Origin of the sequence: Brachyspira sp. G79 (assembly GCF_002379365.1) — a bacterium.
Taxonomy (GTDB): Bacteria; Spirochaetota; Brachyspiria; order Brachyspirales; family Brachyspiraceae; genus Brachyspira.
The window spans coordinates 212698-226444 of the sequence record NZ_JQIU01000009.1; the positions used below are offsets into that span (position 1 = coordinate 212698).

At 27.6% G+C, this 13747-nt stretch carries 9 protein-coding genes and 1 pseudogene; 5 read left to right on the forward strand and 5 right to left on the reverse strand.

The window, feature by feature from the left end; translation table 11 throughout:
* Positions 1–422: pseudogene (locus KQ44_RS13880) on the reverse strand (hypothetical protein); the annotation flags it as partial.
* 185 nt (positions 423–607) lie between these two features.
* Between KQ44_RS13880 and KQ44_RS13885 the strand changes: the two are divergent.
* Positions 608–2857: a methyl-accepting chemotaxis protein gene (locus KQ44_RS13885; protein WP_096737948.1), complete on the forward strand. Its 2250-nt coding sequence runs from the start codon at positions 608–610 to the stop codon at positions 2855–2857.
* A gap of 190 nt (positions 2858–3047) precedes the next feature.
* On the forward strand, positions 3048–5309 hold the full coding sequence (locus KQ44_RS13890; protein ID WP_096737949.1) for a methyl-accepting chemotaxis protein: 2262 nt from the start codon (positions 3048–3050) through the stop codon (positions 5307–5309).
* A gap of 3 nt (positions 5310–5312) precedes the next feature.
* On the opposite strand, the gene KQ44_RS13895 is transcribed toward KQ44_RS13890, so the two are convergent.
* Entirely contained in the window at positions 5313–5870 is a 558-nt protein-coding gene (locus tag KQ44_RS13895; RefSeq protein ID WP_096737950.1) for a DUF4416 family protein, read from the reverse strand.
* Between the two features lie 137 nt (positions 5871–6007).
* Between KQ44_RS13895 and deoD the strand changes: the two genes are divergently transcribed.
* From deoD to hydE, 3 genes are all read left to right on the forward strand, one after another.
* Complete coding sequence (gene deoD / locus KQ44_RS13900; RefSeq protein WP_096737951.1) at positions 6008–6706, forward strand: purine-nucleoside phosphorylase; 699 nt, start codon at positions 6008–6010, stop codon at positions 6704–6706.
* A 248-nt stretch (positions 6707–6954) separates the two neighbouring features.
* Positions 6955–8139, forward strand: a complete 1185-nt coding sequence (gene hydF / locus KQ44_RS13905; RefSeq protein ID WP_096737952.1) for a [FeFe] hydrogenase H-cluster maturation GTPase HydF — start codon at positions 6955–6957, stop codon at positions 8137–8139.
* 21 nt (positions 8140–8160) lie between these two features.
* Positions 8161–9285: a [FeFe] hydrogenase H-cluster radical SAM maturase HydE gene (gene hydE / locus KQ44_RS13910; protein WP_096737953.1), complete on the forward strand. Its 1125-nt coding sequence runs from the start codon at positions 8161–8163 to the stop codon at positions 9283–9285.
* Positions 9286–9587: 302 nt separating this feature from the next.
* Here the strand turns inward: hydE and KQ44_RS14535 are convergent, their stop codons facing one another.
* From KQ44_RS14535 to KQ44_RS13925, 3 genes are read right to left on the reverse strand one after another with little or no spacing between them, the layout of a single operon-like run.
* Positions 9588–9743, reverse strand: a complete 156-nt coding sequence (locus tag KQ44_RS14535; protein ID WP_168171296.1) for a hypothetical protein — start codon at positions 9741–9743, stop codon at positions 9588–9590.
* On the reverse strand, positions 9724–10338 hold the full coding sequence (locus KQ44_RS13920; RefSeq protein WP_096737955.1) for a DUF1318 domain-containing protein: 615 nt from the start codon (positions 10336–10338) through the stop codon (positions 9724–9726). The genes KQ44_RS14535 and KQ44_RS13920 overlap by 20 nt, the downstream gene beginning before the upstream one ends.
* A 19-nt stretch (positions 10339–10357) precedes the next feature.
* On the reverse strand, positions 10358–13615 hold the full coding sequence (locus KQ44_RS13925; protein WP_240516711.1) for an AsmA family protein: 3258 nt from the start codon (positions 13613–13615) through the stop codon (positions 10358–10360).
* Positions 13616–13747 lie beyond the last annotated feature (132 nt).

Here is a 13747-nt window from a genome sequence, read left to right on the forward strand (position 1 = left end):
TTATCAGCTAAAAGTATTATAATAAAAAAGATTATAGAAGATAATATACTTTTATTAATCATTATATTAGATTTAAAAAATTCAAGCATATCAGGTATTGAATCTTTTAATGGTGCTGAAGTAAATATGCTAAGCAAAAATACAAGTAAAAATGATAAAAATGTAATTAGTATTGTCTTTTTATTAACGTTTTCAAAATTATTGTTTATACTAAATAAAAATGAATAGCAGAAAAAATAAAACACTTGAAAATAAAAACCATTAAAAATCATATTGTAAATTAATTTTTCAGCATCGTATGTAGTATCAGCGAATAAAATATATACATTCGCAGGAATAGAAGAAATTATCATTAATACAAACACTAATACAAAATATAATATTTTTTTACTGCTTGAATTCATTAACTTATTTTCAGACATTTTTATAACCCCTTATAGGTATTTTGAAGATAGATTATAACTTAATAATTATAAATTGTAAAGTATATGAACAATATATTAATTTTATTGATAATTAAGTACTAAATAATGTATTATAATTTCATATTTGATTTAATTATTTATATATGTTATAATGTAAGAAAATTTTATAATAAGGGTTTAGAATGAAACTTCATAGTTTAACATTTAAAATACCGCTTATTATGGGACTTTCTATTACATTATCAATATTTGTAATAACTGTTATAATGTTTTTAATATCATTGAAGTCTGTTGATATAGCGGCTCAAAATGGATTTGAAACTACAGCCATTGCTTATGAAAGTACGGCTAATCTATGGATAGAACAACAACAATCAATAGTAGATGCTTTTTCTACAAATGAGAATATAGTCAATTATTTATTAAATAAAACTGAAGAAAATACTTCAGCTGCAGAGAATAGTTTGACTGCTTTCAAAAATTATAGAAAATCTTCTATTCATTTTGTAATTTTAGATACTGAAGGTAATATTTTACTTGATTCTGAAGGCGGGAATTTGATACGTATTAATCAAGGTGTAGATCCAGATTTTCATCTATATCAAAATAATGTAAAAGATGAAAAGATGTGGATTTCAAAGTCAGTTATGACAGGAAAACCTGTATTTAAAATGTATTCAGATATAAATGCTCCTGATGGAAGTAAAATAGGGGTATTATCATATCATATTGACTGGGAAGATTTTATGCGTCATTCTATATCTAATTACAAATTTGGTGATACAGGCAGTATTATGATAATTGATGAAGATAAAAATATAGTTGCCCATAAAGATGAGAGTAAGGTATTTACAAATATGAAAGATTCTGAAGTTTTAAAAGATATCACAGAATTAAAGACTGGAATTAAGCATTTTAAAAACGATGATGGCAAACTTTATATGCTTTATTTCAATACTATAATTTATCCTCATTGGTATATAATTGTAACTATAGCAGAAAGTGAGCTTTATAATCCTATAAAATTTATGCTTATATTACCTATAATAGTAGGAGCGATTTTAACTATATTATCTATTATAATAATTTGGTGTTTTTCTAAGCATGTAATATCTCCTATAAATGAAGCAGTTAAAGAAGCAGAAAATATTGCAAACGGAGATTTAACAGCTGTTATATCAGAAAAGTATTTAAATAGAAAAGATGAAATAGGAGAGATATTAAACAGTTTTAATAAGATGAAAAGAGTAATAAAAGATATTATTAAAGTTGTAAACTCAAATATTTCTCAAACCAAAAGAACAGCCTATAGTTTGTATTATTCTAATAAGGATTTATCAGATAGAACAGTATCACAGGCAGCAGACATAAACCAGACAAGTATCTTTATGAAAAATATATCTTCAGCTATAGAAGAATCTACTAGCAATATAAGATCTATAAGCGATAGTATGGTTGATGCTAGAAATGATATATCGGATGCAGGCTCTATAATAAATGATACAGCAAGAAATACATCTTTAGTTTTTGAATCCAGTAAGAAAATTGGAGATATTATAAAAATAATAGAAGACATAGCTTTTCAAACTAATATACTTGCTTTAAATGCTTCGGTAGAGGCTGCACGTGCTGGAGAACAGGGCAGGGGCTTTGCTGTTGTAGCTAGTGAAGTTAGAAATTTGGCACAAAGTACTTCAGAATCTGCTAAAAATATTACTGTTTTAATAGAAGATAGCAATGATAAAATAAAAAAAGCTACAGAATCAGCTAATATGTCTCAAAAGCTATTTTCTAATATAGAGAAAAAAATTGATAATACTACTACAATTATGGAGAATATGGTTGATACTATGCATAAGCAGGAAGAAGATGTACATAAAATCAATGCTTCTATGCTTAATATAGATTCTAAAACCAAAGAAAATTCTCATCTTGTGGATATTATGAAAACTTCTTCTTCTGAATTAGAAAAACAGACTAATGATTTCTTTAGTGCTATGAGTTTCTTTAAAACAGGCGTTCATCGTTTGGAATGGATGGATAATTATAATACTAATAATTCTCATATAGATGAGCAGCATATAAATCTTATTAATTTTATCAATGATATATATTCAGCTATATATGAAGATGATTTGGATAGGGTAAAAAATATTTTTAATATGACTTTGGATTATACTAAGTATCATTTTTCTGATGAAGAGAAATTTCAGAAAGAAAATGCCGATAAATATAAAAAAATAAAAGAACATTTTGAACAGCATAGAAATTTTGAGGCTTTGGTTGGCAGAAAAATTGAAGAATTAAATGCTTCTAATGATTGGAAAAAGACAGCATCTGATATGGCTGATATTTTAAGTAAATGGCTTATTCAGCATATTGGGGTATGGGACAAGGAATTTGTAAAAATTGCTGGAATATCTGACCGTTAAAACATTTTTTCTTTAAAAACTTATAAATATTGAAAAAATATTATGATATGTTGTAAAAAATTCTTATATTTTAATAGATAAATTAATAATATATTATTGATAATTATTACTTATAAGATTTTATTCTGTATTGAAATTATTTCTTATAAGTGTTATTATTAAATAAAAATGATATGAATGGGGAAAAATTATGAAAATATATAGTTTAAGATTTAAAATACCCGTACTATTTATAACAGCTATAGTTCTGTCAATGTTTTTGAGTATAGGCACTGTATTATTTTTAAGTACTAAAGTTATAGATAATACTATTGAAAGCGGTTTTGAATCAACATCTATTTCTTATAAAAATCTTATAAATTTATGGTTAGATGATAATAACAGTTCTATGGCAAATTTTGTTACTACTGATGCTTTAGTAAACTTTCTTCAGAATCAGGAAAATCAGGATTTAAGGCTTAGAGCAGAAGAAGCTTTAAAATATTTTAAAAGTTCAAGAAATTCATTTATTAACTTTATTTTATTAGACTTAAATGGAAGAGCTATAATAGACTCTGAAAATGGAATATTAAATAATGTTTCTATGAATGTAAATGATGAAGGCTGGAAAAAATTTGTATCTGGAGGATATAATTCAGGTGGAGAAACTACTATTACTAAATCAGTAGCCACTGGTAATCCTACTTATAGGATATGGAGAGGTATTAAGGATAATAACGGAAATGTAATTGGGGTATTAGCAGGAAATGTTGATTGGGGTGATTTGATAAACAGGTATATTTTGAATGCCAAAATAGGTGAAAGCGGAAGAATATCTATTATAGATAGCAATAAGATGATATTAGCTCATCAGGATAAAAATAGAATATTAACTGTTGAAAATAATGCCTCTCATTATGATGAAGTTATTAAAAATGGTAATGGAATGCTTCATTATAAGGATGCTAATAAACAGGGATATTTAATGTCTTATTATAATATAGATAATACTAATTGGTATATTATTATAAGTATATTAGAAAGCGAATTATATGCTTCATTAGGTAAAACAGTATTATTCGCGGTATTATTCTCATTTATTATAATTGTTATTGTAGCGGCTATGATAACAGGATTTACAAGAAGGTTAATTTCTCCTCTAAAAGAAGCATTAAGACTTGCTAATTTAATTTCTACAGGGGATTTAACTTTTGATATCAGAGAAAAATATTTAGCTAGAAAAGATGAAATAGGCGAACTTATAATGAGTTTTGACCATATGAAAACATCTATAAAAAATATTATTAATATTGCTAATTCTAATGTCGCCTTAACAAAAAGAACAGCATATTCACTTTCTTATTCAAATAAAGACTTGGCTTCAAGAACATTAAGTCAGGCAGCCGATTTGGAAAAAACTGCTGAAGCTACAGAAGAGATTTCAAGTACAATAAAGAAAACTGCTGAAAATGCTGCTATAATTAATGATATGATGATAAATGCTAGAAAAGCTGTTGAAGAAGCTGGAAGTATTATTGCTGAAACAGCTCAAAATACTAGTCAGGCTTTTGAATATAGTCAGAAAATTAGCGGTTTGGTTAAATTTATTGAAGATATTGCTTTTCAAACTAATATATTAGCCCTTAATGCTTCAGTAGAGGCTGCAAGAGCTGGAGATCAGGGACGAGGTTTTGCTGTTGTTGCTTCTGAAGTTAGAAACCTAGCTCAAACTACTCAAAGTTCGGTTAATAATATTACTTCTTTCATTGGCGAAAGTAATGAAAAAGTTAAAAAGGCAACAGATTCTGCTAATATGTCAAGAACTTTATTTGAAGATATTGAAAGCAAAATAGAAGAAACTACTAAAGTTATTGCTGATATGGCTAATACTACTAAAGAGCAGTTAATAGGTATAGATAGTATTAATAATGCTATGTCAAATATGGATGCTCAAACTCAGGGAAATAGCTCATTAGTATCATCTATGAATGAATCCTCTAAAGAGCTTGAGCAACAAATGGAAGAGTTAGCAGATGCTATGAGTTTCTTTAAAGTAGGTGCAAGACAGTTAGAATGGCTGGATCAGTATTATACTCATAATAAAACTATAGACAGCCAGCATGTTCAGATTATAGAATATGCTAACAAAGTTCATTCGGCTTTATATAACGGTGTAAAAGCAGATGTTGATGAGGCATTTAAAGGTGCTATTAATTATACTAAATACCATTTTTCAGAAGAACAGAAAATACAGGTTGCAAATAAAGATAAATACCATAAAATTAAAGAGCATTTTGAAGAGCATAGAAGATTTGAAAAGGCTATTGATGATCAGTATAAAGCATTCAAATCAAGCAGCGATTGGAAGAAGGTTGCAACTGATTTTTCAGAGCTTTTAGCAAAACTCTTAATAGAACATATAGGTGTATGGGATAAAGAGTTTGTAAGAATTGCTGGAATAAAAGATTCTTAAAAATTATTTCCAATTAGAACCAAAAGGGGAGCTTTCTATAAGTCTGTTATAGAACAGCTCTCTTATTTTATTTAAAAACTTTTTTGTTTCATTGCTTGAATAATCAGCATAAGTCCAAGGAAGTGATGTATATCCTTTTTTCTTTTTATAGATAAGTGTCAAATCTGCGAATACCCCGTCTTTTAAATATATTCTATGTGTGAAGTTTTTATTTGTAACTAAAATAAAGTTTTCTAATGTTAATATGGCAGGGTCTATATTTATTTTACGGTTATTTTTATCATCTAAATATTCTTTTTCTATATTGTCAGTAATTCTCTTTACATCGCTTATATAATCTCTTTCTATCATATTCTTAAATACTATAAATCTTTTACTCAAAGAATCTCCCATTTCTTCTTTATAATAAATAGAATGAGAAAATAAATATTCATCACTTATAACTTCAATCTCTCCAAAATTATTTATAAGTTTTTCTAATGCTGAATTATATATATCGATATTATTATACATTAATGCTGTAATAAGAACCGCTTTTGATTGTTTTAATACTTTACTCATAGTAATTATATTACATTATTTTTATTTATATTTCTATAATTTATAATAAAAAATTGAGTATTATTTTTACTTGATATAAAAAAGATTAATATTTATAATAAAACAAATAAATATAAAAATAAAAGGAGTAAAATACTATGGCTACACCTCATATAGGAGCAAATAAAGGCGATATTGCAGAAACTATACTTTTACCAGGAGATCCTTTAAGAGCAAAATTTATAGCTGAAAATTTTTTGGAAAATGTTGTTCAGTATAATTCTATAAGAAATATGTTTGGGTTTACTGGAACTTATAAAGGAAAAAAAGTTTCCGTTCAAGGTACAGGCATGGGAATGCCTTCCTGCAGTATATATTCTTATGAGCTTATTCATTTTTACGGCTGTAAGAACTTAATACGTATTGGTACAGCAGGTGCTTTATCTGATAAACTTCATATAGGAGATTTGGTTATAGGAATGGGGGCATGTACTGATTCTAATTATGCATCTCAGTATGAACTTCCAGGAACTTTTGCTCCTATAGCCAGTTATGAGCTTTTAAAGAATGCTGTAAAAAAAGCTGATGATATGAAAATAAATTATCATGTAGGAAATATAGTTTCATCTGATGTATTTTATGGAGCTAATAATGCAACTCCAAAATGGGCTAAAATGGGAGTATTGGCTGTTGAAATGGAGGCCGCTGCTTTATATATGAATGCTGCTTATGCTGGAGTTAATGCTCTTTGTATGGTTACTATTTCTGATTCTCTTGTTACAGGCGAGGCAACAACTGCTGAGCAGAGAGAGAAAACTTTTACAAATATGATGGAAGTTGCATTATCTTTGGCATAATATTAAATAATAAGCATTTATATTTTTTGAGTATTCTCTCTTAAAAATTTTTACGACATATTATAGAGTATATATCTAAATAAATATAGTTTGTCAAATTTTAGTTATTTGTTAATGCAATTATTATTTATTTATAATATTTAATTAATCAAAGTATAAATAGCGTTCATATATTTAAAAATATAATTTTCTTTTTAGAAGATATATTTATTGTTTATAATTAATAAAATTAAGTTATGGAATAAAAAATGAATACTACACCAAATTCAAACAGAACACATATTGCAATATTTGGAAAAAGAAATGCAGGAAAATCTAGTATTATAAATGCAATTGCAAATCAGGATGTGGCAATAGTTTCGGATACTGCTGGAACTACTACAGACCCTGTTAAAAAAGCTATAGAGATAAATGGAATAGGAGCATGTGCCATAGTTGATACGGCTGGATTTGATGATGAAGGGGAGCTTGGAGCTTTAAGAATACATAAAACTAGAAAAATTATGGAATCTGCTGATATTGCTTTGCTTGCATTTGATGCTTCTTTTGTTAATAATGATTATTTGCTTGAATTAAAATGGAAAAATGAGCTTGTTGGTTTAGAGATACCTGTTATAGCTGTATTAAATAAAATAGATTTAAATGATAAGTATAAAAATATGGAGCAGAATATAAGAGAAATGTTCGATTTAGATGTTATTTCGATTAGTGCAAAAAATGGAGTTAATATTGATAAGTTAATAGAAGCTATAAAATCAGCCATTCCAAAAATAGAAGAAATTAGTATAACAGGACATATAATTAAAGAAGATGACATTGTGATGCTCGTTATGCCTCAGGATATTCAGGCACCAAAGGGACGTCTTATACTTCCTCAGGTTCAGACTATAAGAGATATTTTAGACAATAAGGCTGTGATTATGGCTTCTACTTTTGATAAGTTTGAAAAAGCTCTTAATGCATTAAGCAAGCCTCCAAAAGTGATAATAACAGATTCTCAAGTATTTAAAGAAGTGGAAAAATTAAAACCAGAAGAAAGTCTTTTAACTTCATTTTCTGTACTTTTTGCAAGATACAAAGGAAATGAAGAAGTATATAAAAGAGGTGCTGATTTTATAGATAAACTTACAAAAGACAGCAAATTATTAATTGCAGAAAGCTGTGCCCATGTTCCTTTAGAGGGGGATATAGGAAGGGTAAAAATACCTAATCTTTTAAAAAATAAATTCGGTTTTGACTTTGATATTGACTATGCAGTAGGGAATGATTTTCCAGATGATTTATCTAAATATGATTTAGTAATACATTGCGGAGGGTGTATGGGTACTAGAAAGCATATTTTAAATAGAATAAGAATATGCGAAGAGCAGAATGTTCCTATAACTAATTATGGTATGACTATAGCTAAAATTAATGGTGTTAAATATATATAGATTATATAAAGGAATACAAAATTGATTGATATAAATAAAGCTAAAGAAATTATTAACAAAATAGATAAAGAAGAGAGCATATATTATGATGATGCTTTAGTGTTATTATCGTCTTTTGAGTATGATAATAATATTAATAAAAAACAATTAACTCAAGAGGAGGAAGATAATATAAAAGATCTAAAAGAATATCTTAGAGTAAAAGCTAGGGAAAAGGCGGATAAAATATTTGGAAAATACGTTTTTATGCGAGGTCTCATAGAGTTTACTAATTACTGCAAAAATGACTGCATATACTGCGGTATAAGAAAAAGCAATAGAAATGCTGAACGCTACAGATTGAACAAAGAAGATATTTTATACTGCTGCGAACTTGGCTATGATATAGGATTTAGAACCTTTGTTTTGCAGGGCGGAGAAGATCCTTATTATAATATAAATATAATGTCTGATATAGTAGAAGCTATTAAGAATAAATTTCCAGACTGTGCTTTAACATTATCAATAGGAGAGAAAGAAGAAGAGTATTATAAAATATTAAAAGAAAAAGGTGCTGATAGATTTTTATTAAGGCATGAAACATCTGATAATATTCACTATTCAAAACTTCATCCATCTGATATGAGTTTAGAAAATAGAAAAGAATGTTTAAGGAATTTAAAAAAATTAGGTTTTCAGACAGGAACAGGTATAATGGTTGGAAGCCCTTATCAAACTTTAGAAAATATTGCTGATGATTTTGTATTTATGCAGGAAATTAAACCTGAGATGATAGGTATAGGACCATTTTTGCCTCATAAAGATACTCCTTTTGCTAATGAAAAAAAAGGAGAATTAGAACTTACTTTAATCTTAATAAGTATACTTCGCTTAATTTTTCCTTTGGCATTGATACCTGCTACTACAGCACTAGGTACTATAAAAGAAGGCGGCAGAGAGCTTGGAATACTTCATGGTTCTAATGTTGTTATGCCGAATTTGTCTCCTATGGACGTTAGAAAAAAATATTTATTGTATAATGATAAAATAGCTACTGGAACTGAATCTGCCGAAGGGGTTGAAAGTTTAAAAAATAATATGAAAAATATCGGATATATTCTCACAGGAATGAGAGGAGATTATGATATAAACAGAGGTCAAAAATAAAATTTCTGCTAGACATGCATATTTATTTAGCTATACATTAATTATTTAAAGTATAGCAATGTGTATCATAACTTTATTATTTTTCCTAAAATGATGCATTAATATTATCATTATAATTTGCATCTCTATGGTAATGAGAATCTATATACAATGAAAGTCTGCTTATATTATCTTTATACTCATATCCTTTTATAAACATATAATTCTCTGAAATATCTTTAAATGCAAATTTATTAACAAAATTTTTTATTTTAAATACTGTAGTGGATACATTATTATACTTATTAAATTCATATTCCAAGTTATAAATAATATGCAATCTGTTTAATAGTCTGTACTATTTTATAATCTGATAAATTATCAATACACTTTTCTATAGAGCTTTTATTCATTTCAATTAATTCTACATAATTATTATTAAAGTAAATATTTTTAGGCTTATGTTGTACTGTCTTCATTAGTATAAATGCTCCAAGTATTATCAGGAAGCTGATAATAACTATTTTCTATAAGTTTTTGTACATTTCTTCTATATAGAGCAGTTTCTACTTCTTTAATATTTGCCATAGTGAGTTTTGGGTCTGAAAGTATTAAATATTCTGCTATAGTTCTTCTGTCAGTATTTTCTTTTTCCATTATTTCTTTTATATATTTGATTCTCTCTTCACTGTATACGGTTTTTGGTTTAGAAATATCAAAGGCTATATAAGATAAATATCCTCCGTTATTTTCTCCTATATAATAATTAGTTTTATATAGATTTATTTCATCTTGATTAAACATACTTCTTATAAGAGCTTCTTTATATTCAATTGCAAGTTCATCAGAAACATTTGTACTTACCATAATAAGATTCAAATCCTCATCGCTTGAGAGAGTAGATATTTGATAAGCACTCTCATCTATCTGTCTGTATCTTCCCAAAACCTGAGCCTCTATCAAAGTTTTACCTCCAAGTACACGCATCTCAGGCTCCTGAACTAATATAAGTTTAGAACAGCTTGTAAAAACAATCACAATAAAAGAAATAAATATTATACTATAAACTTTCATCTTCTCTACTCCCTATAAATTAATTACCTTCTAAATATGATATTACATCAGAAAACGGCATAGGTTCAAGACCAAATTTGTCACCTTCAAATGCTATTAACTGCTGCTTCTGCTGACTCTCTTTATCTAAATTTTGATCTCTGAAATAGAACGTAGTAAATACTTTGTTAGCAGATATACTAAACTCTACCGAATTAGGATCATATCCAAACTGAACTATATTTTCTACAGTAGATATACCAGGGTTCATAGGACGTATCATCTCTATTAAGAATTTAGAAAACTCTGTAGACATCTTGCTTATGCCAACAAAAAATGTAGTAGGTCTTATATTATTTAAAGGACTTACTCCTACACCTGCAATATCTGCTGTAAGATTAACAAGTAACTTTTCATCATTAATTTTTTCTCTGTTTTCAGGAGCGAGTAAATATTTGAAGTTTATATCGCTAGCCAAAACACGCATATCATATTTAATACTGCTTGTATTAAAACTTCCCAAATCTACATTAAGCCAAGGCAAATGTATAGCACCTCTTCTAGGTGCTGTATTATTTGATATAGAAGCCAAAAATAAATTATCATCAAATTTTTCTCCGCCTATATAAAGAGAAGATTTTAAATCCTGAATAGTAAGTCCATGTCCTTGTATTTTAACAAATGAAGAAAAATCTCTTATTCTTATACTGTCATCTACAAAAGGAGGAATTTTTAAATATACTCTCAACTGTTCAAAAAATAAATTAGGTACCTGAGTAATAAGAGGAGTATATCTTGCCGCTGTTGCCTCAGGTTCATTTTCTGTAGGAGTCAAATCAAAATGATAGTCTATATTAGAAGTTAATCCTTTTAATACTATTGACATCTTATCTGGAGAATCCATATTGGCAAAGAATTTATCAGTTCTAAAAATACCGTCAGCAATATTTCTTTTTAAATTACCTTTGACATTGAATAACCCTCCTATCTCTATACCGAAAGGAAGATATAAACTGTCTGTATCAAGTCCTACTTCATAATTCAAATCAGAATTTTTTATTACTGGAGTAAAATATCCGTCTGCATAAACTTTTAATTTGTTAGTAGGGCTTTGTAAATTAAACTCTCTTATATTAACATACAAATTCTCACCGAAATTGGCATCAGCATCTATTTTCATGGTAACGTCCTGAAGTTTATACTGTTTTTCTGTGGCATAAAATGTGCTGAAATTTGTAACTGTAACAAAAGTATCTTCTAATGATAAATCATAACCCAAAGCACTGGTCATTTTCAAATCATCTTCAAAAGGAAGACTATCCAATGCTTCTGCAAACTTTGTAGAAAGCCAGTTTTTCATAGCATAAGGGGCTATTCTAAATGTAGATATATTAATAAAACCTCCCTCTAGTCCCATGCCTTCTAAATCAAGATTAGATCTGAAATTAAGAAAATTATCCAAATCTAAATTAAGAGCAGAAACATTTATTTTCTGCGTAAGTAAATCTGCATTTGCTAGTACATTAACTTTAGCAGTGGCTGTAGATGATACTTCTCCAGCTAAGTTATAAGAGAAGTTATTTATAATTCCATTAACTGAAGCATTTATATCATTTATCATCTTTCCAAAAACATTAACATCTAAATTTAAAGAGCCTCTAGCAAGTCCTCCTGAAAAATTAGCTATAGGAAGAGATTTTACTATTATGTTAACATCAGTAGGATCGTCAAATTTTACAGCTCCGTTTACTATAATGTCCGAATTAATGTATTTGGTTGATATATTATCTATATAAAGCACTGTATCACTTTTTTTGTTAGAATCGCTTATGGCAGAAGCAACTCCTAAAGCACCATCTAAAGATGATAAAACCCTAAACGATATATCTGTATTATTTACTCTATACCTTTTTAATGCCGTTACTTTCTCTATAGTTGTATTATGCTCAAGTTTTATATCTTCTCTTGATATATTATCTGGATTAAATCTGAAACCCAATTTTGTTTTTGAATTAAGATTATCTATGGAAATAGTATCCCCCATAGATAGCTTTATTTTATCCAAAGATATATTTATAGTGTTAGTTAAATTATTAACAGTACCTATAGTTTTATCCGCATCAACATTAACCATTCCTCCTACATTTATGCCCAAATTAGGAACAACCATAGGAACTAAAGTATTAACTTTATCTAAATTTAGCCTTGCATATAATGTGTCTAAATTAACACCTATATTGCTTGAAAATATTTGATTGGCTGATGCTACAACCTTTAATATCTCATCATTTAAAAGTTCTGATGAAAGATTTTCTAAATACACACTTTGAGTTTTTACATTATATCTGGCTAGAAGATGAGCAGCTGCCTGAATATCATCTCTTTTTTTGCCGTTATAAGTAAAATTAGGCTCATCTATTTCAAAATCAAATGTTATTATTATTTCATCTTCATCGTAGCCTTCTTCTTTTTTAGGGTATGATACATCTAAATTAAATAAGGGATTATCATTAAAGAAAATGCTGCTGTCATTATACGCCAAACTATTGCTTATAAAACTTTTTAAATAAATATCTTTCAAAACCTCAGGGGCATTAACTCCCATAACCTGAGACAATGAAAATCTTTTACTGTGTAAATCCAAATGAAGATTATAATTACTTAAACTTGCTATTAATCCGTTATTAGGCTTGTTAGTTAAAAATGATTTGCTGTCGGCTTTAAAAGCAAGGTTATTTATTCTAATATTTTCTATATTAGCTTTTAATTTAAGAAAATCTAATTTACTTATATCAAAAGGTTCTTTATTAGTATCTTCTATTTTTGGTTCTGAAGGCGGCAGGTCTGGAAGATTCCAATTACCGCTTTCATCTGTAAACATATATACATACAAATTATCAATACTAAACTCTTTTATATGAAGTTTTAATAAGAACAAAGAAAACAATGAAAATTTTAATCTTAAATTATCTATTTTTATATTTTCTTCATTACCAAAATTAGATGAATTATAAAATATAACATCGCTAAGCTCTATTTTAGGAAAAAGCAGAGCATAACTAAAATCTCCTATTTCTAATTTTCTATCTGTAGAAGAATAAACTATATCCTGAATAAGATTCTTTACTCTCTCATTATTAAAATATATTCTAGCTCCTATAACACCAACAATAAGTATAATAAGAATTATTAAAGGTATATATCTTTTTTTGAACTTCCTTTTTTTCTTCTTATTATCAGAATCATTTTCAGGTAAAACTTCAGACTTTTCTTTCTTCTTAAAAAAATTTTTTATCATATAAAAACCATCTTTTAAATAAAATTTTACATGTATATAAAACAAATTTACACTTATAAAGTAGTATATTATATAATATATTCTTTATCAATACCTAAATTAATTTTCATCATAATAATAATATTCGCTATT